Annotated in this window: 24 protein-coding genes and 1 pseudogene; 9 read left to right on the top strand and 16 right to left on the bottom strand. The window is 35.5% G+C overall.

Translation table 11 applies throughout. The features are described from left to right. Nucleotides 1-668 precede the first annotated feature (668 nt). The 5 genes from F6K40_RS05555 (at nucleotide 669) to F6K40_RS05575 (ending at nucleotide 6,940) form a co-directional block, all read left to right on the top strand. Nucleotides 669-1,727 carry a WG repeat-containing protein gene (locus F6K40_RS05555; protein ID WP_293132523.1) on the top strand — a complete coding sequence of 353 codons (1,059 nt, stop codon included), beginning with the start codon at nucleotides 669-671 and terminating at the stop codon, nucleotides 1,725-1,727. A gap of 644 nt (nucleotides 1,728-2,371) precedes the next feature. Then, the gene (locus F6K40_RS05560) at nucleotides 2,372-3,349 is read left to right on the top strand and encodes a caspase family protein (protein ID WP_293132526.1); all 978 of its coding nucleotides are present in this window, start codon (nucleotides 2,372-2,374) and stop codon (nucleotides 3,347-3,349) included. A 122-nt stretch (nucleotides 3,350-3,471) separates the two neighbouring features. Beyond that, the gene (locus F6K40_RS05565; RefSeq protein ID WP_293132529.1) at nucleotides 3,472-3,627 is read left to right on the top strand and encodes a hypothetical protein; all 156 of its coding nucleotides are present in this window, start codon (nucleotides 3,472-3,474) and stop codon (nucleotides 3,625-3,627) included. 1,363 nt (nucleotides 3,628-4,990) lie between these two features. Further along, entirely contained in the window at nucleotides 4,991-5,365 is a 375-nt protein-coding gene (locus tag F6K40_RS05570) for a hypothetical protein (protein ID WP_293132532.1), read from the top strand. Between the two features lie 12 nt (nucleotides 5,366-5,377). Continuing rightward, nucleotides 5,378-6,940 (top strand): caspase, EACC1-associated type, encoded by a 1,563-nt coding sequence (locus tag F6K40_RS05575; RefSeq protein ID WP_293132535.1) that lies wholly within the window; start codon nucleotides 5,378-5,380, stop codon nucleotides 6,938-6,940. A 197-nt stretch (nucleotides 6,941-7,137) separates the two neighbouring features. Here the strand turns inward: F6K40_RS05575 and F6K40_RS05580 are convergent. Next, nucleotides 7,138-7,281: pseudogene (locus tag F6K40_RS05580) on the bottom strand (type II toxin-antitoxin system HicB family antitoxin); the annotation flags it as partial. A 571-nt stretch (nucleotides 7,282-7,852) separates the two neighbouring features. Between F6K40_RS05580 and F6K40_RS05585 the strand changes: the two are divergent. Then, nucleotides 7,853-8,221, top strand: a complete 369-nt coding sequence (locus tag F6K40_RS05585) for a DUF2442 domain-containing protein (RefSeq protein ID WP_293132538.1) — start codon at nucleotides 7,853-7,855, stop codon at nucleotides 8,219-8,221. A 430-nt stretch (nucleotides 8,222-8,651) separates the two neighbouring features. Here the strand turns inward: F6K40_RS05585 and fumC are convergent, their stop codons facing one another. The 14 genes from fumC to glmS form a co-directional block, all read right to left on the bottom strand. Further along, a complete protein-coding gene (gene fumC, locus F6K40_RS05590; RefSeq protein ID WP_293132541.1) occupies nucleotides 8,652-10,061 on the bottom strand; it encodes a class II fumarate hydratase in 1,410 nt (469 codons plus the stop codon). 982 nt (nucleotides 10,062-11,043) lie between these two features. After that, nucleotides 11,044-12,243 carry a response regulator gene (locus F6K40_RS05595; protein WP_293132544.1) on the bottom strand — a complete coding sequence of 400 codons (1,200 nt, stop codon included), beginning with the start codon at nucleotides 12,241-12,243 and terminating at the stop codon, nucleotides 11,044-11,046. A gap of 1,158 nt (nucleotides 12,244-13,401) precedes the next feature. Then, nucleotides 13,402-14,604: a response regulator gene (locus tag F6K40_RS05600; protein WP_293132546.1), complete on the bottom strand. Its 1,203-nt coding sequence runs from the start codon at nucleotides 14,602-14,604 to the stop codon at nucleotides 13,402-13,404. Between the two features lie 403 nt (nucleotides 14,605-15,007). Next, entirely contained in the window at nucleotides 15,008-15,289 is a 282-nt protein-coding gene (locus F6K40_RS05605) for a type II toxin-antitoxin system Phd/YefM family antitoxin (RefSeq protein WP_293132549.1), read from the bottom strand. Nucleotides 15,290-15,331: 42 nt separating this feature from the next. After that, complete coding sequence (locus F6K40_RS05610; protein ID WP_293132552.1) at nucleotides 15,332-15,736, bottom strand: putative toxin-antitoxin system toxin component, PIN family; 405 nt, start codon at nucleotides 15,734-15,736, stop codon at nucleotides 15,332-15,334. After that, nucleotides 15,733-16,101, bottom strand: a complete 369-nt coding sequence (locus tag F6K40_RS05615; RefSeq protein ID WP_293132555.1) for a hypothetical protein — start codon at nucleotides 16,099-16,101, stop codon at nucleotides 15,733-15,735. The genes F6K40_RS05610 and F6K40_RS05615 overlap by 4 nt, the downstream gene beginning before the upstream one ends. A gap of 46 nt (nucleotides 16,102-16,147) precedes the next feature. Continuing rightward, nucleotides 16,148-16,393 carry a putative toxin-antitoxin system toxin component, PIN family gene (locus F6K40_RS05620; protein WP_365670305.1) on the bottom strand — a complete coding sequence of 82 codons (246 nt, stop codon included), beginning with the start codon at nucleotides 16,391-16,393 and terminating at the stop codon, nucleotides 16,148-16,150. Beyond that, the gene (locus F6K40_RS05625) at nucleotides 16,386-16,526 is read right to left on the bottom strand and encodes a PIN domain-containing protein (RefSeq protein ID WP_293132558.1); all 141 of its coding nucleotides are present in this window, start codon (nucleotides 16,524-16,526) and stop codon (nucleotides 16,386-16,388) included. The genes F6K40_RS05620 and F6K40_RS05625 overlap by 8 nt, the downstream gene beginning before the upstream one ends. Before the next feature lie 146 nt (nucleotides 16,527-16,672). Next, complete coding sequence (locus F6K40_RS05630; RefSeq protein WP_293132561.1) at nucleotides 16,673-16,891, bottom strand: hypothetical protein; 219 nt, start codon at nucleotides 16,889-16,891, stop codon at nucleotides 16,673-16,675. Between the two features lie 125 nt (nucleotides 16,892-17,016). Continuing rightward, entirely contained in the window at nucleotides 17,017-17,445 is a 429-nt protein-coding gene (locus tag F6K40_RS05635) for an Imm30 family immunity protein (RefSeq protein ID WP_293132563.1), read from the bottom strand. Beyond that, nucleotides 17,442-17,786, bottom strand: a complete 345-nt coding sequence (locus F6K40_RS05640; RefSeq protein WP_293132565.1) for a hypothetical protein — start codon at nucleotides 17,784-17,786, stop codon at nucleotides 17,442-17,444. The genes F6K40_RS05635 and F6K40_RS05640 overlap by 4 nt, the downstream gene beginning before the upstream one ends. A 195-nt stretch (nucleotides 17,787-17,981) precedes the next feature. Then, nucleotides 17,982-18,365, bottom strand: coding sequence for a DUF5615 family PIN-like protein (locus F6K40_RS05645; protein WP_293132568.1), 384 nt, complete (start codon nucleotides 18,363-18,365; stop codon nucleotides 17,982-17,984). Nucleotides 18,366-18,799: 434 nt separating this feature from the next. Next, a complete protein-coding gene (locus tag F6K40_RS05650) occupies nucleotides 18,800-19,063 on the bottom strand; it encodes a DUF433 domain-containing protein (protein ID WP_293132571.1) in 264 nt (87 codons plus the stop codon). A 128-nt stretch (nucleotides 19,064-19,191) separates the two neighbouring features. Next, a complete protein-coding gene (gene glmS / locus F6K40_RS05655; protein WP_293132574.1) occupies nucleotides 19,192-21,093 on the bottom strand; it encodes a glutamine--fructose-6-phosphate transaminase (isomerizing) in 1,902 nt (633 codons plus the stop codon). 663 nt (nucleotides 21,094-21,756) lie between these two features. On the opposite strand from glmS, the gene F6K40_RS05660 reads away from it, so the two are divergent. The 3 genes from F6K40_RS05660 (at nucleotide 21,757) to F6K40_RS05670 (ending at nucleotide 24,136) form a co-directional block, all read left to right on the top strand. Continuing rightward, entirely contained in the window at nucleotides 21,757-22,011 is a 255-nt protein-coding gene (locus tag F6K40_RS05660; RefSeq protein WP_293132577.1) for a hypothetical protein, read from the top strand. A 238-nt stretch (nucleotides 22,012-22,249) separates the two neighbouring features. Continuing rightward, on the top strand, nucleotides 22,250-22,936 hold the full coding sequence (locus tag F6K40_RS05665; protein ID WP_293132580.1) for a 2OG-Fe(II) oxygenase: 687 nt from the start codon (nucleotides 22,250-22,252) through the stop codon (nucleotides 22,934-22,936). A gap of 531 nt (nucleotides 22,937-23,467) precedes the next feature. Continuing rightward, nucleotides 23,468-24,136, top strand: coding sequence for a 2OG-Fe(II) oxygenase (locus F6K40_RS05670; protein ID WP_293132583.1), 669 nt, complete (start codon nucleotides 23,468-23,470; stop codon nucleotides 24,134-24,136). Nucleotides 24,137-24,415: 279 nt separating this feature from the next. Here the strand turns inward: F6K40_RS05670 and F6K40_RS05675 are convergent, their stop codons facing one another. Continuing rightward, nucleotides 24,416-25,849, bottom strand: a complete 1,434-nt coding sequence (locus tag F6K40_RS05675) for an MATE family efflux transporter (protein WP_293132586.1) — start codon at nucleotides 25,847-25,849, stop codon at nucleotides 24,416-24,418. Nucleotides 25,850-25,984: the final 135 nt, after the last annotated feature.

Here is a 25,984-nt window from a genome sequence, read left to right on the forward strand (position 1 = left end):
CTGGGAGGGGTTAGGGGTGGGTTGACTTCTGACTTCTGACTTTGTTAAGGGACTACTGATGTGAGTATAGTAGGGAATTTCAGATCAACCCAGTTTCTCTGCTTTAGTATTTAGTTGTTCGATCTGAATCGCATCAATACAATCAGGACTTACGCAAAGGCACTATATATAGAGTCTTGGTGCGTTACGCTACGCTAACACACCCTACCAATAGCGTTCATGGGTAAGTCCTAACAATATTAGATCAGGACTTACGCATTTTTGAATTCTAAACACTACATATTTATAACGTTATAGTTTTTGAACGCTATATGACGCTATATATAGTGTCTCTGCGTAAGTCCTCTAGATTAAAAAAGTCGTCAATTTGTCATTTAGCAAGAAAATAAAGACTTTTGACTAATAACATCCAACTTTCCTGGAATAGTTGCTTATTGTCTGGCAATAGATATAGAGAAGAATAAATGGCCAAAAGATGAGAATATTTAACCTAGTCGAATTAATAACAGATAACAAGACTCAGGCAATATAACGTATTTCTCTCATTTCCAGGGACAGCGTTTGCCGAGTATTGTGTTAGGAAAGTAATCTCAAGCCAATTTTTGCATTTCTTATAGCTAAGTGCTGAGATAATTTGTTAGTTGGAAACTGGAGGAAAATTTTACAAAATGAAGCGCTCTCTATTTTTATTCATAAGTTTAGCTATTTTAGGTTTAACATCCTGTAGCGCTGTCAAGGAAATTCAGGAATTAATCGAACCACCCCCACCACCGACATCCACGACATCGCCTGTCAAAGAAAAAGAACAAAGAAAATTATTTCCCATTAAGCAAAACGGAAAATATGGGTATATCAATAAGACGGGCAAAATCTTGATTAGACCAAGATTCGATCGCGTCAAAGATTTCTCAGAAGGATTAGCAGCGGTAAAAATTGGAGATAGGTGGGGTTATATTAATGAAAAAGGAGAAATGGCGATCAAAGCAGAATTTGATTCTGTTTTACGTTTTTCCGAGGGATTAGCACCAGTCAAAAAAATTGGTCAAAGATGGGGTTATATTAATGAAAAAGGAGAAATGGTAATTCAACCGCAGTTTGAAGATGCGGTCTATTTTTCCGAAGGGTTAGCACGAGTTACAATTGATGGTAACTGGGGTTATATCGATCAAACTGGCAAAATAGTAATTAAACCAGAATATGCAGGGCAAACTGGGCGGGGTTTTTTTGTTGATGGGTTAGCTGCTGTGAGGGTTGGTACTGCTTATGAATATGGATATATAGACCGGACTGGAGAAGTAGTAATTGAGCCTAAATATGATTTTGCCGGAGATTTTATTAATGGTTTAGCGAGAGTTCAAATTGGCGATCGCTGGGGGTATATTGATAAAACTGGTACAGAGGTGATTAGAGCACAGTTTGAATTTAGTCAAGATTTTTCGGAAGGTTTAGCAGCGGTTAAAATTGATGAGAAGTATGGTTATATTGATGTTTCAGGTAAGAGAGTTATTCAACCGGAGTATGATTTTGCTGGTAACTTTTCCGAAGGTTTTGTAGAAGTTAGGATCGATGAAAAATATGGTTATATTAATGCTGCTAATGAGATGGTTATTGAACCTGAGTTTGATAATGCTTTTGCGTTTTCTAATGGTATTGCAGAAGCGTGGGTGGAGGGCAACAAGGGTTACATAGATAAAATTGGTAGGTTTGTCTGGAATGTAAGTAATTGATGGAGGGGAAAACCTAACCCCCCAACCCCCCCAATGACAAGCTATCCCTGATCAGGAACTCTTGAAACCCTTGTGGGAGGATGGGGAGGATGGGGAGGATGGGGAAGAAGAATCCTGTCTACGTTCATAAAAAAGTGTATTTTTCAATACACTTTTCTCCTGAAAAAGCAGATTCAAAACTTACACATAACTTGTCTATGTTGTCAAGTTTTATGAAAAGAGAAAGATGTTTATAAAGCATAGCTTTGAAAGGGGGGGAGGAGGGAAGGGGGAGAAACTCCTATCTCTTTATGTGATACCACAGTAAGGACGTTGCATGGAACGTTCCTACTGGGTTATCATTTTTTTATGTGGTTCCGCAGTCTGAAAACGACTGTAAATTGTATTAGGACTTACGCATGAACGCTATTGGTAGTGGACTGTTTCATCTTAAATGATGCAATAGACTTTTTTCTCCCTTACCACCTTGTCTTCCTTGTCCTCCTTGTCTTCCTTGTCTTCCCACAACCTAAAATAATCATGCACAGTTTTAGCTGAAACAGTCCAGTAGGGTGTGTTAGCGCGATTAGTAACGCACCAGCACACCTTATGTAGTGCCTTTGCGTAAGTCCTGTGTATTTTCAATCTTGATAGAAAGGAGAATTATGTCTCAAATTTTCAAACAAGGATACGCTGTTGTTGTTGGAGTCGGTGCTGATTTGCCAGTCACGGTTGATGATGCTACTGCTGTTGCGAATCTGTTGGGCGATCCATCTCGTTGCGCTTATCCTAATGAGCAAGTGCGTTTACTAACGGGTGAAAATGCAAACCGTACCAATGTTCTATCTGCTTTGAGTTGGTTAGCTGAGATGACGGGAGAGGATGATACAGCGATCGCTTATTTTTCTGGTCATGGAATTGAAACTCCGGATTATTATTTGATGCCTTACGGTTATGATATGGCAAATTTGGAGGGTACGGCGATTCGTGGCGAAACTTTCACTGAGCATCTGCGAGCTATCAAAGCTAAGAAATTATTGGTACTTTTAGATTGTTGTCATGCTGGTGGACAAGCAGAAGCTAAGGGAATGATTAAATCACCTTTGCCACCATCGGCGATCGCTCAGTTTGGCAGTAGTAGTGGTAGGGTTATAATTGCTTCTTCACGAAAAGATGAAAAGTCTTGGACGGGAAATCCATACAGTGTCTTTACAGTAGCATTGTTGGAAGCTTTAGCTGGTTATGGCGCGTTTGAAAAAGACGGTTATGCTCGTGTGTTGGAGCTTGCTAGTTGGGTATTACACAAAGTCAAAGAACGTACAGGTGATAAACAGCACCCTATCTTTAGTGGTAATGTACAGGATAACTTTGCTTTAGCTTGGTATGCTGGAGGGGAGAAAAGTCTGCGTCCGTTGCCAAAATGGGAAACTAATATTTCATCTATTAAATCAGGGTTGGATGTTAGACAGGTGAATAGCTGGAAGCGGATGTTGGCTAATTATCGTGAAAATTTACTGCTGATTGAAGAACGGATGAGTGAATATGTTGAATTTAACCAAATTCCATTACAGTATGTTAAAAATAAAAATTTGACTGAAGATAAAATTGCCGATTTGGAGCAGAAACTAGGAATCAAAGGTTAAAAAAAAGGTAGTCCTTTGATGATTGTGATTTATTGTGAAGAAAGGGAACACTTAACTCTTAACTGGGAATAGTGAAGTACCTTCAATTCTTAGTTTCAAAGAAATCATATTCCCTTGAAAATTTGTTGTACACCACTACCCTCACTGCAGTGCCCAATGCTATGAATGATGCTGCGAGTGTGGCTATTATCGGGGTTATATATGGAGCAATTACTGGAGCTACCTTGCTTTGGCTACTGCGACAACCAGGCAATTCTGCCATAAACAACAAAAATTGACATACTTCCCGGCGTAAACCCATGGAGATTCTCACTTATATCAAGTCTCATTAAGGTTTCGGACGTCTCAGTTGAGGTATGAAACCTCTCAATAGTTTTGTTGTATGAAAGTAACGATAGAACATCCGTTCCGCTGCGCGACCGAACATCCGTTCCGCGAGAGCGATCGCTAATTTTTCCGAGGTTGATTTTGATTTATCTATTGGACAATAGTTACAGCAGTGTTCGCGAGGATTGATTTTGATTTATCTATTGGACAATAGTTACAGCAGTGTTCGCGAGGATTGATTTTGATTTATCTATTGGACAATAGTTACAGCAGTGTTCGCGAGGATTGATTTTGATTTATCTATTGGACAATAGTTACAGCAGTGTTCGCGAGGATTGATTTTGATTTATCTATTGGACAATAGTTACAACAGTGTTCGCGAGGATTGATTTTGATTTATCTATTGGACAATAGTTACAGCAGTGTTCGCGAGGATTGATTTTGATTTATTTATTGGACAATAGTTACAGCAGTGTTCGCGAGCGCTAATTTTTCCGAGGTTGATTTTTATTTATTGTCCAATAGTTACGACAGTTTTCGTAATCGTTGATTTTTATCGTTTTATTGTCCAATAGTTACAGCAGTGTTCGCGCTCACTGATTTTTCCGAAATTGATTTTTATCGTTTTATTGTCCAATAGTTACAGCAGTTTTCACGAGCGCTGATTTTTCCGAGATTGATTTTTACTTATTTATCGAAATAATTTCAAATTTAATTTGATTGACAAAAATCTTGAGTCTGGGCAGGTTTATCTAAATTATATTTCAATTCTAAAAAGGAATAAATACATAATATAGCAATCCTATTTAAGTTGTAATATTTTGGTGGTAGGGACGAGCAAGCGAATCGCCTGTACAGTATCATATAAATTTGGTTTCTAAATTCCATTTTGGCTTGGGGAAAGGAGACCAAACCCCTACAGTTTACGATTTTTGCTTAAAGAACTAATTTAAGGGTATAATCATTCTGATTATCGGTTTATTGACTCTGCCTACTATACCATTTTCAAAAAATACTGTTACAGTGCTTTATTCTGTTAGTAAGAGTCTTGAGATTAATACTGTAGCAACCTTTTTAGAATTTGGTATTACTGGTCTACAATTTAGTCAAAGCAAAAGTGTAAGGGGGAATGGCCATTCGCCCCTACTGACTACTGACTTCTGTTGTACCTCTTGCAAAAAATTTATATCTTTAAAATTCCGAGATGTTGATTAGTTGCTGGAGTTTAGAGCAAAGGTTGAAAAGTTAATAAATCCTCATTTATTTATCTTTTGAATTATTAATTTTATTCCTGAAAACTAACAATTAAACACTATGTCATTAGAAAATATTCAACTAACAATTACTCTATCTGATCCAAAGTTAAAAGAGGATCGACTTCAAGAAGATACTGAAAATATGTTGTCGGAAATTAAAGAATTTGATGGCGTACAAAAGGCAGATTTAATGCCAATCGAAAAAGCTGAACCTGGTTCTAAAAGTATAGGCGGTTTTTTAATAGGAATTCTCACGGCTGAAATTAATGCTAAAAATATTAAAGCTTTGGTTGGATATTTAGGAAATAATCTCTATGGTAAGACTATTAAAATTAATGCTGAAGGTAATGGTCGAAAGATAGATATTGAAGTTCGTAATCTTGAAGATTTGAATAAAGCTTTGGCAGAAGTAGATAATTTTTTGAAGGCTTAAGGAGATTTTTTCATGGCAAAAATAGCTCTATTAATTGGAGTGAGTGAATACCTCCCAGAATTTCCAGCTTTGCCTAGTACCCTGAAAGATGTTGAGGCAATGAAGGAAGTTTTAGGTAATTCTGAGATGGGAGGTTTTGATGATATTAAGGTGTTGAAAAATTCCAATCGTCAACAGATAGAAGAGGCAATTTATGAATTGTTTGCTAACCGGAACAAAGATGATATTTTATTACTTTATTTTTCTGGTCATGGAGAGAAAAGTCGAGAAGGTAATTTATTTTTAGTTACTCCTCAAACTCGGAAAGAACAACGAGGAATTGTGACGCCGACTGCTGTGGGTGCTAGTTTTCTACAAAGTCAAATGAATGATAGTTCTTCCCAACGTCTTGTTGTGATTCTTGACTGTTGTTATAGTGGCGCATTTACTAAAGGAATGACTGCTAAAGGTGATGAAAATATAGATATTCAAGCGGAATTAGGTGGAGAAGGTAGGGCAATTTTGATGTCTTCTAGTGCTGTTCAAAGTTCTTTTGAGTCGGAAGGTTCGGAATTATCTATCTATACAAAATATCTAGTTGAAGGAATTAAAACTGGAGCAGCGGATACCGATAATAATGGCAAAATTTCGGCGGATGAATTGCATCAATATGTAAGTGAAAAGGTACATGAAGAATCTCCGGCAATGACTCCTAAATTTGAACCTGTAAAGGAAGGTTATCGAATTTATTTAGCAAGTTCTCCCCAAGACGATCCAAAATTGCAATATCGTCGCAAGGTGAAGGAAATATTGCAGAAAAATAATGGCAAAATAGATTTGCTTAATGGTTTTTTATTGGAGGAATTATCCAAGAGATATGGTTTATCCTCTGAGGAGGCAAAGGCAATTGAAACTGAGGAAATAGCACTTTATATTCAGTTTCATAAAAAGTTAAAACGTTATGAGGAAATCTTTAGTCGAGCTGTGGAAAATTCTTATCCTTTTACAGAAAAAGAACAGGAAACTTTGCGGGAAATTCAGTCACTTTTAGGATTGAGAGATGAGGATGTTGCAGATATTGAGAAACGAATTTTACCTCAGCCACCAGAACTAAAATTGAAATTTATTGCCGATGAAATAGAATTACTTTCTGACAAAAATGTAGACTATACAAAACTCCGTGACTTCCTAGCTAATGGTGAGTGGAAAGAAGCAGATGAAGAAACTGCTCTTTGTATGTTGCAAGTTGCAGGAGAATATCTTGGATATCTTTCCGTAGAAGGTGTAGACAATTTTCCTTGTACAGACTTCCGCACAATAGACCAACTTTGGGTAAAATATAGTGATGGTAAATTTGGCTTTTCTGTGCAGAAGAAAATTTATAAGAGTTTGGGTGGAACAAAAAAGTATGAGCGAGAGGTATGGGAAAAGTTTGGAGAGAAAGTAGGATGGAGAAAAGGAGGCAAGTGGGTGAGCTACGATAACTGGGATTGGGGAAGCACACATTACAGTGGGAATCTCCCGGTAGTAGGGAAGGAACCTGAATTCAGAGTATGGTTGGAAGGGTTCTCTCGCGCAGAGACTTGTGGACTCTAATATATAAGTGTAAGTGTTTCAGCTGTTCAGTTATCAGTTATCAGTAAAAAATTTAAACTTTATTGTTACAAATAAAATTAACAGGTAGGTTGGGTTAAGCGACAGCGCAACCCAACAAAAATCTGCATCTAAATCTGTAAATATGTGTTGGGTTTCACTACGTTCTACCCAACCTACGAAATGGTTATTTTTTATTATTAGGAATTATGCAACTCACTATCTGAATTTAACTCTTCCAGATATTCTAAATAAGATTCTATGACATCCTTAGTATTTTCCAATGCCTCAACTTCTGTTTCTCCCTGAGACCAACATCCAGGTAAAGAAGAACACCAAACAGCATATCCTTTATCAGTTTATTTCAGTTTAACTTGGTATCGCATCTGTTTAAATTCTCACCTATTTATTGGTAAATATAGCATTTCTCATAAAGATGAGCTACAGTTACGATCCCCCTAAATCCCCCTTGAAAAGGGGGACTTTGAAGACTCCCCCCTTTTTAAGGGGGGGCAGGGGGGATCTAAAACTGTATCTCACCAATTTGAGAAACGCTATATCATAACATTGATATTGTCATTGCGAGGCGATGATAAACGAGTTAAGCTTTGAAGAAAAATATTAAATTAGCCGAAGCAATCTCTTTCTTGATATTATCAATGACAAAATAGAAGCAATTTATTCCTGGAAATTTTAGCTAGTGAGATTGCTTCGGGGGGATACTTGAGAGACCACTGAAACAACTTTTACCGAAAAATTTTGGTTTAAAGCCTCCCCTTTTAAGGGTATAATAAATAAAAATTGTATGCATGAGTCAATCCTCTTCTTTTCAAGGAGAGGTAATTATTCATTATTAATTATTCATTATTCATTGTTGAACATCCCCCTCGCAATGACAAATAAATAAAGTAAATTATGTTAAAAGACATTATCGAAGTTAATCACCAAAAAAAACATCTACTTTATCTGAAATTTGAAGATGGAAAAGAGGGAATTGTAGATATTAGTCAGCTAATAGAATGTACAGGAATTTTTGCCAAATTACAAGATATCAATTATTTTAAAACCGTCAAACTTAATCTTGAATGGGGAACAATTTATTGGGAAAATGACGCAGACTTAGAGACCTCTCCCCCAACCCCTCTCCTGCTCTTGAGAGGGGAAAAATTCCCCCCTTCCCTACCCCCCCTTTCAAAGGGGAGCAGGGGGGATAGTTGTGGGGTTGGGGGGTTAGGTTCTTCAACTCACATTTTAATCCGTATATCCGTGGCAAAATCCGTGTGAGCAAGGCAACCCACAAATTCTCCTACTGATACGAATTAATCCGTATATCCGTGGCAAAATCCGTGTGAGCAAGGCAACCCACAAATTCTCCTACTGATACGAATTAATCCGTGTATCCGTGGCAAAATCCGTGTGAGCAAGGCAACCCACAAATTCTCCTACCTATACGAATTAATCCGTATATCCGTGGCAAAATCCGTGTGAGCAAGGCAACCCACAAATTCTCCTACCTATACGAATTAATCCGTATATCCGTGGCAAAATCCGTGTGAGCAAGGCAACCCACAAATTCTCCTACTGATACGAATTAATCCGTATATCCGTGGCAAAATCCGTGTGAGCAAGGCAACCCACAAATTCTCCTACTGATACGAATTAATCCGTATATCCGTGGCAAAATCCGTGTGAGCAAGGCAACCTACAAATTTTCCTAACTCCCAGGATGAGTCATATTTTTAGGCACCACAATCTCATCAAATTCCTCCGCCGAAACATAACCCAATTCCAAACAAGCTTCCTTCAAAGTCAACTCTTTCTCATGGGCAAAATGCGCAACTTCCGCAGCCTTATCATACCCAATTTTCGGACTTAAAGCTGTCACCAACATCAAAGATTGTTCCAAATAAAACTCAATTTTTTTCCTATTTACCTTCAAATCAACTAACAGAAAATCCGTAAAATTATTACAACTATCAGCAATCAAATTAATCGACTGAATCAAATTAAAAATCATCATCGGTTTATAAGTATTCAACTCAAAACTACCCTGGGCACCAGCAAAAGCGATCGCTGCATCATACCCCATCACCTGAGTCGCCACCATCGTCATCGCCTCACACTGAGTAGGATTAACTTTTCCTGGCATAATTGAAGACCCCGGTTCATTTGCAGGCAAAATCAACTCCCCAAACCCACATCGAGGTCCGCTTCCCAACCACCGAATATCATTAGCAATTTTCAGCAACGAACCAGCTAAAGTCTTCAAAGCACCACTCGCCATCACTATTGGATCGTGAGCAGCTAAAGCAGCAAACTTATTAGGTGCAGACACAAAAGGCAACCCAGTTATTTCACTAATATATTTCGCAGCAAGTTCGGCAAAACCACTCACCGTATTTAATCCCGTTCCCACTGCAGTGCCACCTATAGCTAATTCGTACAAATCTGGCAATGTATGAGTGATACGTTGCAAATTTGCATCTAGTTGCGCCACATATCCCGAAAATTCCTGCCCAAAAGTCAGCGGTACTGCATCTTGTAGATGAGTGCGCCCGATTTTGACAATTTCCGAAAATTCTGCCGATTTTTCTTGGAGTGCATCCCGCATTTTCTTAACTTTCGGCAACAACTTTTGATGTAATGCTACCGCTGCGGCAATGTGCATAGCAGTTGGGAATGTGTCATTAGATGACTGCGACATATTAACGTGATCGTTAGGATGTATAGGATTTTTGCTTCCCATTTCTCCACCAGCAATTTCGATCGCCCGGTTAGCTATGACTTCGTTAACATTCATATTGCATTGGGTGCCGCTTCCAGTCATCCAGACTCGCAATGGGAAATTTCCATCTAGTTTTCCAGCAATAATTTCTTCTGCTGCTTGAACGATTAATTTGGTTTTATCTTCTGGGAGTTTACCGAGTTCCTGGTTAGTTTGGGCAACTGCCTTTTTCAGGATAGCAAATGCTTTAATAACTTCTGGTGGGATATAGTCTTGCCCAATAGAAAAGTAGATTAGCGATCGCTGAGTTTGAGCGCCCCAATAACGGTTTGCCGGCACCTCAATTTTGCCCATGCTATCGCTTTCGGTGCGCATTTTGGGCGATGTTGATTCTGTCATAATTTTTTTGATACAGTATATTCTTCTATTTACTTACATTATCAGTTTTTATACTACCTAATTTATAGCCATAAGAAATCATTGGTGATCAAAAACTGTAGGGGTTTGGTCTCCAAACCAAAACGCCAAGGGATTTGGAGACCAAACCCCTACGATCAAATCTTACAACCTATTAGAGTATATTCTTCTATTTACTTACATTATTAGCTTTTATACTACCTATTTATAACCATAAGAAATCATTGGTGATCAAAAACTGTAGGGGTTTGGTCTCCAAACCAAAACGCCAAGGGATTTGGAGACCAAACCCCTACGATCAAATCTTACAACCTATTAGAGTATATTCTTCTATTTACTTACATTATTAGCTTTTATACTACCTAATTTATAGCCATAAGAAATCATTGGTGATCAAAAACTGTAGGGGTTTGGTCTCCAAACCAAAAGCTAAGGGATTTGGAGACCAAACCCCTACGATCAAATCTTATAAACTATTAGAGTATATTCTTCTATTTACTTACATTATTAGCTTTTATACTACCTAATTTATAGCCATAAGAAATCATTGGTGATCAAAAACTGTAGGGGTTTGGTCTCCAAACCAAAAGCTAAGGGATTTGGAGACCAAACCCCTACGATCAAATCTTATAAACTATTAGAGTATACTCTTCTATTTACTTACATTATTAGCTTTTATACTACCTATTTATAGCCATAAGAAATCATTGGTGATCAAAAACTGTAGGGGTTTGGTCTCCAAACCAAAAGCTAAGGGATTTGGAGACCAAACCCCTACGATCAAATCTTATAAACTATTTAGGATTGCTATAGTTAAATTTTTATTATTATATCTCTCTGGAAAAAAGGGAACAGATAACAGAGAGAACTAATTAATAATTTATGGATAGTAATTGATTTTATTTTTAATTTTCACGGCTATGTCTATTAGTATTAAATTAAAATTATCTGACTCAGTATTCAATTAACGTGCCAAAGCCAAAGATTTCGATTGAATTAAATTACCTTGACTTTTATATTGCTGTTTTTTTGGCTTTAAGTATTTTTCTACTATCTCTAAAATTTGCTTTGCACTTGCAGGTTTTCTTAAAAAATCTGTCGCACCTGCTAGTTGCGCTCTCACCCGATTCATCCAACTATCTTCTGCAGTATAAATAATAATAGGAGTCTCTTTATAAGCAGGAGCTGTCCGCAAAAAATTACAGAGCGCATAACCATTAACCTCAGCTATAGCTAAATCCATAAATATTAATTCAGGTTGGCTTTTAGCCATTAAACCTACTCCCTCCATTGGGTCAGTAATTTTATCAATTTTATATCCTTTAGGAATCAGAATTTGCTCTAAAAAATTACCTGTTGTTGGTGTTGAATCTATACAAGCTATTGGAATTCTGGGGCGATTGTTAGAACAGTAAACTAAACGTAATTGTTCTAAAGGAGAAGGTAAATCTGGTACTGCTCGAACTTCTATTAAACCTTGTTTAAAAAAATGATATAAACTACGAGTTGTTAAAGCTAAACATTGCTTTTTTTTCACTGCAATATCCCACAAAGTATTGTGACCATTAAATTGATTATTAATCGCCTCTAAAGATGCTGTAGACAGACGAGTTTCTAAGTTTACAGATTTTTTAACTATCGGAGCTTGCTCTGGCCAAATATCACTAATACCCATTTTTTCCCAACGTTTCCAAAGTTTTTGTGCTCTCTCTACAGCTTGTTTTAATTCTGGTGGAGATAATACTAAGTTCGCAAAAATTTCTGAAGTTAATTGTTGATAGGAATGCCAGTTTAAATTTAAAACAGGCTGATTTGCTATAGAAAATAAGATTTCATAGCTACTACTACGAATAATTGCTTTTCCTTCTTTTAAAGTTATTTGCTTTTGGGTAATACTCTGTTTGAGAAGTTGATATTCCCATAATTCATCATTAGATAGTAAACCAGCATTAAATTTTAAATTTTGACAATGTTGATTAACTGCTCGATACCAACGTCTAGTTTGATGTAATCCTCCTGTGGCATATAACATTAAACCTCGACAAAAATAAATCTGCCATTCTTGTTCCCCATTGTCTATAATTAATTTACCTGTTGCTTGCTTCTGGCCTAGTACAGCTAAAGCATTCCATATTTTATTGCACTCTGTATTAATTACTAGCATATATTACTCATTAACTATATTTTTTTTATAGTACAACAAATTTCAAATATATGAGGTATAGGTATGACACCTCCCTTGCTCGGGTAGGGTTTAAATCAAACTATTGTGGAGTGGAAGGCATCTTGCCTGCTCATCATATTGCTTGCCACAGGTGTACCTAACCAATATTAAATCTGCTGTATATAGTTTTCCTAATCATTTAGTGAAACTATACTGTACTTTTTTCTACTATTAAAAACTCTCTTGTTATACCAAGCGTGAAAAAAGAATGTACAAATAATTTAGTCAACTAAAGTAGTTTCAGTCAGATGCCTATTTACTAGAATAGATTGTTTCATAGCAAAAAATGGTAATAAAAGCTACTTCTACTTTACGGGTTATTTCTTAGGTCATGCTCCACAAACGCGAATCACCCCTACTAGAAACAGTCCAAATATTTGTCACAAAAATTTATCAAATTGGTATTACCAAAAAATGAGGGTATGCACCTCCCCTTGGATAGGGGATGAAAAAGCGGTCGTTAGCGGAGCTGTCCGTAGGATGGGATGGCGAGGTTTCCTCGCCATATCCAATCGACCAAGAGAATATTTAATTCAGTATTTCTTGCCTCCGACTTCCGAGTGAAGTTCACTGATAACTGATAACTGATAACTGAAATGACCTCTCACTCTTGCCTGTTGCTATCTCAAGCTTTTCACTCAAGAGTTCAATTTTAGCTTCAGATATCAAGTCTAAATGTTATAGTCATAATATCAACTATTTATAGTCAATAATAATATTACTATTTATACAGCTACCCTTGATTTGATAATAATAATCTTTATGTAATTTAATGATTTAGAGAACGATTTTATTTCATCCTTGTAATTGCTCTTAAATTTATATATTCATTACCTTTTTTCCTTCAATATGCAAGGGTATTAATAATTATTTATTTTAGTTGTGAGATATTGTAAGCTTTAGAAAAATAGCTTAACTAGGAACAGTAAAATTATCACTTTTAATTCCTAATTTATATCCTCTCCACAAAAAATTATAACCTAAACCTAATAAATATAATTCTTTAGTTATTATTAATTTTTTTTTCAATCCAGGAGAATATCAATCTAACTATATGTAATAACTTAATCAGGCATGGAATCAAAATCAACATTAGCCTTACACAGGCAAAAAAGTTAAATTAGATGCTCGTTCAAAAGTTATCATTTGAGAAGTTTGAGAATTTTTTAAATTGACATATTTTGCTACAACTTCCACAACTTTTTCTGGGCTAGAAGATTTACATAAATAATCATTAGCACCTGTTAACTTAGCTCTCGTCCGATCTAGAAAACCATCTTGATTCGATAAAAATACAATTGGTGTATCTTTAAACGTAGTAGTTTTTCGCAAAAAATCACATATTGTATAACCACTAACTTTAGGCATAACTAAATCCAAAAAAATTAAATCAGGTTGATAATTTTCTAAGAGTGATAGCCCTCTAATTGCATCTTGAATATGTACAACTTTATATCCCCATGGCTGGAGAATTTTCTCCAAAAAATTACCCACAAGATGATTATCATCAATACAAACAATTGTAGCTTGATGCCGACGATTTTCTACAGATACTAAACGTAATTTTTCTGGGGGAGCAAGCCAATCTTCTACTTGCTTAAAATCAATTAAACCTTGTTGTTCAAAATAATATAAATTCCGAGCTACTTCCCCTAATGGCATTTTCATTAAAAGTGCAATATCCCAAATTGTTCTGTCGCCATTTAATAACTTATTTACTGTTACAAAAAAGTCTGAATTTTCTGGAATTGGCAAGTTATTTGCATTTCTGACAAATGGGGCACTATCAGGATTAATATACCATAAACCTTCCTTTTGTAAAAATACCCAAACTCTTTTAGCTGAAGTCAGAACTTCTTTAATTTCTCGCCTGGATAACAGTAAACTCAGAGCTGTTTGAGAACTAGAATGTTTCTGCGGATGCCATCTTCTTGTTAAACCTCGTTGACTAATAATAGCAAAAAAAACTTCTTTAGCAATAGTACCCAAAATTGCTTTAGCTTGAGCTAAAGTTATCTGATTTTCACTAATAGCTGTTTGTAAGAATTTATATTCCCAGAGTTGGTTATTACTTAACTGATTAACTTCAAATTTAAAGTTAGGACAATGTTGATTTATAGCTCGATGCCAACGTCTTGTAGAATGTTTTCCCCCACTTGCATATAGGAGATGACCAAATAGGAAATAAAGTTCCCATTCTTGATTGCCATGAGCAACGACTAACTTACCAGTAACTTGCTTTTGGCTAACTATACAAAGAGTATTTGCTAGCTTAATATAGCCTATGGTTGATACTGACATAACTATTTAACCTTTAACATGATAGTGACATTTAATTTTAATGTACTAAAAAACACCGCAGCATAATGTAGATGTCACCCTTACATTATTTAGTATTTCTTTGATTTTGTCATGGTTTGTTATACTGATTTTTTAATATAATCTCATTTATATATCAGAATTTTATCGGAAACTTTTTTATTTATTATTGTTACTTAAGAGACAATATTGATTTCAATTCACACTCTCCACTTATTTAAATCAGCAAAATGGCGGATTTTTGAGTTTTTTTTTGGTGAAGAAGTTTCATAGTTTCAGATTATGGTAGGTGTTGACGTTTTCTAAGTTGATTAAATTTGAGCTTAACTCAGTTGATTTGTGGTCAAAATACTACTATGGATATAATATTTTCCGCTATTGTACATTACAAAATGATTAGTTTGTAGGTGGGTAGCACCCTCCATGTACATCCCCTATCACTAGATATATCGGGTAGAACAGAATCTTCCTCATCAAAATCATCACTAATAGAAATACGATCGCGATCGCTACCAAATAAAGGAGGTTGTTTAGTCTGGGCTTGAGCAGATATTAATTTTACCATTGGTTGGTGATTTTTAGTAATAATAATTTCTTTTCCTTCAGCAGCAATTTCTAACAATTGATTGATTTGCAATACAGCTTGATTAATATCTATAATTTCCATAATGCTCTAGCGATCGCCTCTTAATTCAATATATATCTATTCCTAATTTATAAATAAATCATAGAAAAAAGAAACCGAAACAATAACTGTTTTTGGTAATTCTCTCATCTCACTAAAATCTTTGTCTCCTGTAATCAAAAAATCTGCCTCACTTGCCATTGCTAAAGCGATAAACTTAGCATCTTTAAGGTCTCTTTTAAAGTCAACCATAAGATTAACTTCAATTAATTTAGTAACTGTTTCAATCTTATCAAACCATTCTTGTCTTACCTCATTTGTTAATTTTAATTTACGTCGATTTAACACTTCTTGATATTCTGCTAAAATCTCTTGAGAAACTATCCAATCCATATCATAACGATCGCTAATTAATTGGATAATCTCTCTAGATTTTCTACCTTTTAAAACCGCAGAAATTAAAACATTAGTATCAAGAATAATTCTCATTCACCTCTCCGATAAGCTTCTATTTCGGCAGCAATTTCCTCCTCAGTAATCTCTTTAATTCCCGGAATGGCTTGAGTTTTATCAAATAATTCTCGTAATTCTTGACTTAACCTTGCTCTTTCCGGATCGATCGGTTTATTCTTATTTTGTTCTCGTTCCTCTTGATATTTTTTAATCTTTTCCTTTAATAACTTTTTGGCAGATTCAGTGCCTTGAAAATAAGAAGGTAATTTAATATCATCATCCTCTTCTTCTAACAACTGAAATGCTCTAGCGATCGCCTCTTGAGCTGTATTATATTTGCCAGTATTTAATAATTTTTCTAACAACTTTTCTTGTTCGGAGGTTAAAGTAATTTGTCTCATAACTCAGTCTTCTCCTGGATAAGCAATAATCATTTTCAACATATATCTATTCCTCATTTATAAATAAATCAGAGAACAAAGAAACCGAAACAATAATTGTTTTTGGTAATTCTCTCATCTCACTAAAATCTTTGTCTCCTGTAATCAAAAAATCTGCCTCACTTGCCATTGCTAAGGCGATAAATTTAGCATCTTTAGGATCTCTTTTAAAGTCAACCATAAGATTAACTTCAATTAACTTTGTACTATCTCTAATTAAGTTTAACCATTCTTCGATATAAAACTTAATTATATTCTGCTAAAATTTCCTCTGATACAATCCATTCATAATTAGAATTACTAGTAATAAAATTAATCGCTGTTTCTGGTTTCCCATCAGCAACAGCAGCAGACACTAAAATATTTGTGTCAATAATAACTCTCATTTTCTTTTTCTATAAGCTTGAATTTCCGCAGCAATTTCTTCATCAGTTAAAGGATTATCTGAGTGTAATGCTTGGGTTTATTCACATAATCGCTTAAATTCTGCTGCTAACCTTGCTTTCTCAGGATCTATCGGTTTATTCTTATTTTATTCTCGTTCCTCTTGATATTTTTCAACCTTTTCTTTTAATAACTTTTTGGCAGATTCAGTGCCTTGAAAATAAGAAAGTAATTCAAGATAATCATCCTCTTCTTCTAATAATTGAAATGCTCTAGCGATCGCCTCTTGAGCTGTGTTATATTTGCCAGTATTTAATAATTTTTCTAACAATTTTTCTTGTTCAGAGGTTAAAGTAATTTGTCTCATTGCTCAGTCTTCTCCTAATTATTTAAAACCCACTTTATTTCTACCATAAATTGTCGTAACATTTTATCCTAATTGATAACAGATACTAGAATATCATTGTTAGCTTCTAGAAATCTTACAATAATTTAAGTTAACATGACTTCTGAAGGTGAATTGAGATGATTTTTAACGCTTTCTAATAAAAGTTGATATAAAAAATGAGGTGTTTTTTGATTAGCTAATTCCAGACTATTTTGATAAAGTTTACAAGCAGATTCATCATTAATGATTCGATAGTGAATAATCTTTGTCCATTCAGATGCAGTAATCATTAATTGAGGAATAACTTCAATAAAAACTTGTGTTTGTTTTTGTAGTTCAAAATCTTCTAAAAAATGAACTAAACTAAACATAATTTCTGGATGTTGACAATTATCATCTAAGATAAGATGTAAGTCTTTTAAATTGTAATTATTAGGATGTTGAGCAATTTTTTCTAAAGTTTCCTCAAATATCTTGATTTCTTGAGGTGTTTTCATTAAACGATTTTCTTGTAAGATTTTGATTAAATTCATAAGTTTATAACTCCTTTATCAAAAAAAGTTAACCAAGTTGTTTTATTAAGTTTAATAAGTTCTTGCAGAGCCTTTATAATATCTGTATTATATAATCCTTGAAGAAGATAAATAGAGCGGATATCCCAAACTTCTTGCGCTAAAGTTTGTCGAGGGGAAAGAGTTAAGTCTGGACTTTTACCATAAGATAAAGTTTGACGATGACGACCTCCTTTTCCAGGTGATAAATGTTCCATCATAATAGCAATTCCTTGATTAGTTGTGTAATCTTTGATTTTAGCTTTCATGTAAGCGTTGGATGGTATATGATGAGGCGTTAAATTATCTCCTCGACGACCCAATTTTAACAAGTCGCCGTACGTGCCGACTTTTCCTTCTCCTGGAAGTAGTTTAGATTGAATAATTTTGTCTCCTTAATAGTTCTTTTGGGCGAGCAGTTGATGATAGAGAATTGACCAAAAAGTAAGCTTTTAAGTCTCCCCATTTTCAGGGGAGAAAAAAGAAAATTAAGTCCGACTCAAGAGTATTAATAACAACTATTGAATAGGCAAATTGCGAACTCGGAAAGTATCATCACTTACGGAAATAATTACCCCTGCTAATAATTGATTTTGACATTGATTCAGAACATTTTCTAATTTAGCGTTAACATTATTAGATTTCTGATTTTTTAATCTAAAGATAATAACACTAGGAAAAGCATCCCCACTCCATGCTAGTAAATCTGTGAAATCTAAATCCATTGTCAATACAATTCGTTCCTCAGTTATAGCTTTAGCTAAGATATTTTCATCTGCCAATCTTTGTAACCCTTGTTCTCTTAAATGAACAATATCATAGCCTTGATTTCGGAGCCATTCTACAGTTCTTTGAGAAATACCCATATCTCCTAGAAATTTTATTTTATTTATTTTATTCATTTGAATTTTTACTATACAACTATACAATTGTAATTCAAACCTCTAAAACCTCTAAAACCTCTATCAATCATAGATGAGGGTAATCGCCAGCTTGTAATATAGTCATGTAAAATCTAAGATTTTTGAATAGAAAGTAGATGAGGATAAGTTATATGATGCTCTTAAAGTGGGGTGTACTTTAGAGAGTATAAAATACGTTTTTTCCCAGATAACTCAACCAGCTACCTTACAACAAAAAGGGTTATGTTTATTAGACATTTCTTTAATTTTTACCCAGTAAATCTGGGTAGATAACTTCGATGTATCTCTTCTAAAGCACACATTCTTATATTTTTTCAAGGGGAAGGTTCAGTAATATCATGTTTGGATAATCAGCGATACAAAACCTTTTCCCTTTAAACCAATATTCCCTTCTGCCTTTCTTCCTCCAAAGTTTAACTATTAAACTGGACAGGATATAACTCCTGCTTTTTTTCAATAGGAATAACTCTTTCTTCAGCTAACCAGGCAGCATAAAATAAACATTGTTTAATATCCTCTAATTCTAAATCAGGATATTCCTCTAAAATTTCCTGATTAGGTTCCCCATTAGCAACTAAATTCAGAATTAAAGAAACAGGTATTCTCATTCCTCGAATACAAGCTTTTCCGGTCATGATTTTCGGGTCAAAAGTAATTCTATCTAAATGTTTTAACATGATTCTATTTTCTTTTTTTGCAAATGATAAACCAGTAGAGACGTTGCATACAACGTCCCTACCTTTGTCGTTATTTTAACATGAAAATACTGATAACGGATAACTGATAACTGTTCACTGAAAAAACCCTACTCTACAGTCACCGACTTCGCCAAATTCCGTGGTTGATCCACATCCAAACCACGATGAGCAGCAATATGATACGCCAATAACTGCAAAGGAATAACAGTCAACATCGGTGACAACAACTCATCCACTGCTGGCACCGCTAACACATTATCAAACACATCCGCTTCTGTACTTTCAGGAGTCACCCCAATTAACTGCGCATCCCTCGCTTTAGCTTCCTGAGCATTAGAAAGCACCTTCTCATAAACTAAACCAGGCATGGCGATCGCTACCACAGGCACCTTATCATCCAACAAAGCGATCGGACCATGTTTCATCTCACCTGCGGGATATCCCTCGGCATGAATATAACTAATTTCCTTCAATTTCAAAGCACCTTCTAAGGCAATTGGATAATTAATTCCTCTGCCTATAAAAATAAAATCTTGAGTGTCATTAAAATGGTGAGCAAAATCTTCAATTTGACTATCTTGAGCTTCTAACATCTGTTCCATTTGTGCCGGAATTTTTTGTAAACCATTAATAATTTTTGCGATTCTTTCCCCAGATAAATATTGTCGTTGCCATGCTAAATCTATGGCTAAAAAATAAAACGCCATTACCTGTGCCACAAATGTTTTAGTCGCAGCAACTCCAATTTCAAGACCTGCTCGAATATCAATAATTTGATTAACTAAATTAGCAATAGAACTTTCCGCACGATTAGTAATTCCTAATAATCTTGCGTTAAATTCAGCCGTTTTATCTGAACGACGCTGTTGTTCCATTCCTAAAGCTGCTAAAGTATCAGCCGTTTCTCCAGACTGAGTAACACCAATCAAAAGAGTATTTTTTCTCAGAGGAGAAGGAGCATAACGAGCTTCCGAAGCATAATTTACTCTAGTCGAAATTCCTGCTAATTGTTCTAATAAATACTTGCCAATTAAACTAGCGTGCCAACTCGTACCACAGGCAAAAATTTCCACCTGTTCCAAATTTTCATATAAAGATGGCGACAACTTTAAATTAGTGGGAGAAACCTGATTATTTTTCACATCCCAATCACTATTAATATAAGCTTCCAAACAACCCCTAACAACACCTGGTTGCTCATGTATTTCCTTGAGCATAAAATGTTTGAAAATGTGTTTCTCAACCAAAGTCGGACTCCAGTTAAGAATGCGAGGAAGTTTATTGAGGCGATCGCCATCAAAATTATAAACCTCCACTCCTAGAGGAGTTAAACGCGCCATTTCCCCATTTTCCAAACTGACAACAACTTGAGTATGAGAAACAAGAGCAGGAGTATCAGAAGCACAGAAAAATTCCCCCTGTCCTAAACCAATAGATATAGGTGCCTGCTGTCTAGCAACAATAATTTCATTGGGATAGTCGGCACAAACAACAGCGATCGCAAATGCCCCATCCAATTTCTGCACAGTCTGACGCACTGCCTCCAAAAAAATTTCTCTGTTCCCCGTTCCCGGTTTTCCGTTTTCAGCAAAATTAGACAAAAATTCTGCTATCAAGTGGGGAATAACTTCCGTATCAGTCTCAGAAACAAATTTGTGCCCCCGACTTTGCAATTCTTTGCGTAACTCTCGATAATTTTCGACAATTCCATTTTGCACCACTGCCACTCGCCCGGTATCATCGGTATGGGGATGAGCATTATATTCTTCGGGTTTGCCATGAGTTGCCCAACGAGTATGGCCAATACCAACATTAGCTGGCATTTCCACTTCTACCAATTTTTCCCGTAGGTTGCACAATTTACCCTTAGCACGAACAGACTTAATTTGACCATCACAAATAGTGGCCAATCCCGCCGAATCATAACCCCGATATTCTAGTTTTTCTAGTCCCGACAGTAAAATTTCTGTAGCTGACTGGGTGCCAACATAACCAACAATTCCACACATTTAATTTTTTATTCTCACTAGCTTTGACTATATATAATACTGACTCAAAGTTAGTTATCCCGTAGGAGAATAAGGTTTTTCTTTGTCGTAGCAATTGCAGGTTTTGTTAGGACATTCTCAAATTATCCGATCTGAGTAAAGCTGGAAATTACATAATATCCGCTTGAATACTTAATTATTCTTAACTCATCTAACTGACATTTTACAGCAGTTTTCATTTCGGTAGACCACAGTAGGGACGTTCCATGGAACGTCCCTACGGGGTTTTGCTTGTGATGATGTGGTTCATCAATCTGAAAAGCGCTGTAATGTTATTGAAATTGAAATATAGCATTTCTCAGTAAGCGTGAGGTAGACGGTGCAGGAGATCCCCCCACTACCCCCCTTGACAAAGGGGGGAACCGGAAGTCCCCCTTTTTAAGGGGGATTTAGGGGGATCGTTCATGTACCTCACCAGTGTGAAAACTGCTATATTATCTTGACAAAAAAACAAAATAGAGTAGTATAACCACATAAATGCTCTTTCTAAAATCAGATTGATGAGTAATTCGCCGAAGGTTTTAGTAGAAGCACCAAGTGAACATCAATATGTCACTTTATGACTTTGTGTCGGTTTTTTCAAGTCACAATCTCAAACTCGAATATTCTAGACGGAGTTAAAAAATGGTCACAGTATCAGTCTTGGATAAGCTCACCCCATTCCTAGGGGATGATTTGGAAATTCCCGGTCCCCCAGGCCCACCTGCACCAGTAGAGGGTCATTTGGAAATTCCCGGTCCTCCAGGTCCTCCTGCACCAGTAGAGGGTCATTTGGAAATTCCCGGTCCTCCTGCACCAGTAGAGGGTAATTTGGAAATTTCAGGTCCTCCAGGCCCACCTGCACCAGTAGGAAATTATCAATCTGGTAGCGATCGCTAAAATTTATTGAAGTATTGCTGATTTTAGGGATAAAGTTGCTAGAACTGGTAAATTTAAGCGGGTTGTAAATTATCTCAACGTTGCTTGAAGACCAGCGCTTTAGATATAATTCCCTAATTCAGCAACGGCGGATTTTTGAATTGAAAACATTACATATCTAAGACGTTATAGTTTTAATTTAGTAAATTAGAGTATCTTGGCGTAAAAGCTGGTTGATTAATTTTATAAGAAGTATAGAATGGCTAATATCAATATACAACAGACTCAACCGAATATTAGAACTGACCCTGTACCAACTCCTCAAACAGAAATTTTAGAATCTCACTATTTACTTAAAAAAAATTTCCTCAGCAATTCAGAAAATCAACAATTACTCAATTATGCGCTGCAAAAAAAATCTGATTTTTCACCTACTGTAGTATCAAATTATTCAACTACAAATATGTTGAATACTGATGAAAATCAATATTGCCCTTTAGTATTGCAATTTTTCCCTCAATTCGAGGAATTGATAGTCAAAAAAATTCAAGAAATTTTGCCAGATGTATTTGCAAAATTAAATATTCCAGAATTTTCAATTGGTAAATTTGAAAATCGTTTAACTGCCTATAACGATAGGAACTTTTATCGGGTTCATATTGATAATAAACATCCTGGAATTGATACTAGAACGATTACTTATGTTTACTATTGTTATCAACAACCTAAAGCATTCACAGGTGGAAGCTTAAAAATTTACGATAGTAAAATTCAGGGAAAATATTATTCTAAAGCTGATACATTTAAAACCATAGAACCAGAAAACAATAGTATTATATTTTTCCTTAGTAGTTATCTACACGAAGTTTTGCCAATCAGTTGTCCGTCTCAAGCTTTCCGAGATAGTCGTTTTACTCTTAATGGTTGGATACATTGCACTAATTAGGGTTTGCTTATGGAAGTCTTTTGGTGAGGGGAGGAGTCATTTCAGTTATCAGTTATCAGTTATCAGTTATCAGCAGTACCTCCTGTAATAGGGAGGCTTGAAATGGGAAATTTTCTTTTTTATCCCCTTGAAAGGGGAGGCTTGAGACCTTATTTATTCGGTCAGGATAAATGGGAATTATAGAGGAGATAGTAGGAAGAATCGTCCCTTGATTTTTCTGCCCAACTCTTGACTAAATTCCTAAATTTTTGAACCTCAGCCACTTAAAACCTCGCACTTTTTGATACTTAAAAAGGCTAAAACCTTTATCTGTAAAGACCTTTATATTTAATCAGCAAGCCCTAATGAGTTATGGATAAAAAGTCATTTCAGTTATCAGTTATTAATTAAAAATTAACAGTATCTCCTACTGAAATAGAAGGCTTCAAATACTGAGTTTTCTTTTTTTATTCCCTTAAAAACAGAGGCTTGAGACATAATTTTCTGGTCAAAATTATGAATGCTTTTCACTAATTTCACATGAGTTATAAAATGGCTAACATTGAAATACAACAGACTCAATCAGACCCAGATCCAACTCCTCAAATAGAAATTTTAGAATCTAATTATTTACTCAGAGAAAATTTCCTCAGCCATTCAGAAAATCAACAATTATTGAATTATGTATTGCCAAAAGAATCAGATTTTATCCCGGCAGTAGTATCGAATGAGTCAACCACAAATAAGTTGAAAGGTAACGAAAATCGAAGTGCTTTAGTATTACAATCTTTTGCTCAATTTGAGGAATTAATTGTTAAAAAAATTCAAGAAATTTTGCCAGATGTTTTCACAAAATTAAATATTCCAGAATTTTCAATTGCTAAATTTGAAACTCAGTTAACAGCTCATAACGATCGCAACTTCTATAAGACTCATGTTGATAATCAATATCCTGTTAATACGAGAGTTATTACTTATGTTTACTATTTTTATCAAGAACCCAAAGCATTTACAGGTGGAAATTTAAGAATTTATGACAGTAAAATTCAGGGCAAATATTATTCAAAAGCTAATACATTTAAAACCATAGAACCAAAAAACAATAGTATTGTATTTTTCTTCAGTAGTTATCTACACGAAGTTTTGCCAGTAAGTTGTCCATCTCAAGCTTTTACAGACAGTCGCTTTACTATTAATGGTTGGATAAATCGCACTAATTAGTTTCGGGTGGAGAGTCAAATTTCTGAATGTTTTTCCCTAAAAAGCGATAGATCGCCAATCAAAATTACCGAATAATTAATAATTACAGCGCTTTTCAGTTGAGTAGACCACAAAGTAGGGGCGAATGGCATTCGCCCTCATAGGGAGAGGTAATTATTCATTGCTTTTCAGTTGAGTAGACCACAAAGTAGGGGCGAATGGCATTCGCCCTCATAGGGAGAGGTAATTATCCATTATCCATTAATGAAAGTCCTCGCTTCAGGATTATTTTTAATCACCTTAAATTTTTTCCAGTTCTAAGTTTTTCGTGGTTAATAACACCTTAATTCCTAATATTATAGCTCTTGTAGCTATAAACAATAAAAAAGCTAACCACAACAGAGCAGAAGAATTTAATTGCCAAGCTATGAATGCTACAAGCAAAAATCCAACTAAAGAAACAGCTCTACTTCTGAGAACAACCAAGCTGTTATTTAAGCCGTTAAAATATCCATCCAAAACATGAGCTATAGACATACAGGCAAGTAGTGGAAGTAACCAAAAAACCTGATTACTAACAACAGAAATTACTTCAGCATTATTCGTCAATACCCCAAAGAGTTGCTCTGGAAATAAGATAAAAATTGAGCCAATAGGTACTACTAAACTGAAGCTAATCAGAAAAGAAAATTTTAGAACAGGGAGTAATTTTTGATTAACTCCAGCACCATAATAATTCCCCACTAAAACTTGTGTTGTTGAAGCTAATCCCCCAAGAATATTAGTTGACATATTCACTACTTGAAAGATTAAGCTATTGCTCAGTAATATCAAAGTACCAAAAGTTGCACTCAGGTTGATCAAAATCACATAAGTCAAGATGGATATAACTGTAGCAATAAAAAAGTTTCCCTTGATCTGAAAACTGCTTTTCAACTCCTGCATTCGAAATATTTGTTGGTATATTTTTGGAATTAACGCCCGAAGGTTTTCCCAAGGCAAGAATATTATTCCTACAACCAAAGTCAGATACTGACTAGCTGCTGTTGCTATACCGGCACCGAAACTCCCCCATCCCCAATTCACTATCAATAGGTAATCAAAAAATATATTTGTTCCACCTGCAACCAATGACATTGCTAAAATTTTACTCTCTTGTTGTTGTGCAACAAACCAACCCATCAGTACCATGTTCATCAGAGTAGGAGGAGCATCCCAAATTCTGCCTTGAAAATATTTTTGACCTAGGGTTTTAACTTCTGGAGTGCCAGCGAGTAAGTGAAATCCTATGTTCTGTAGCGAGTTTTGTAACAGTAGTATTAGCACGCCTAAAAGTAAAGCTATGAGACAGTTGCGTAGTAACACCAGCACAACTTGATGGCGATCGCCACGTCCTGATGCTTGAGCTGTTAGTCCAGTTGTTCCCACATATAGAAAAAGACAACTCCAGTAAAGATAATTGAAAATTACACTAGCAAGAGAAACTCCTGCTAAATGATGAATATTAGGCAAATGTCCTAGGAATGTTGTATCTACTAAACCTGCTAGAGGAACTATGATATCTGAAAGAATATTGACAATAGTGAATTGCAAGAAACGAGGGCGAAAATTTTCTGGTAAGTTATGCTGGTTGAGATTATTGTTTCCGATACTCTGGGAGCCTAAATTTGAAAGAGCAAATTCTATTTCTTCACTGGGTAACTGATTTTTTTCTTTGATTCTTTTGCTTGCCATCTTTTTCCGTTCTGCTAAACTTACCTGAACCTTAGATTTCCTACTTCAAACTTTCAATTTCCCCAACTCCCCCCTACCCTTAAGTAATATCAAATCCGGTAGCATTGGTGTAAAAAGAGTGTGGGGAGATTACAG

It is taken from the genome of Okeania sp. SIO3I5 (genome assembly GCF_010672085.1).
Classification (GTDB): Bacteria; Cyanobacteriota; Cyanobacteriia; order Cyanobacteriales; family Microcoleaceae; genus Trichodesmium.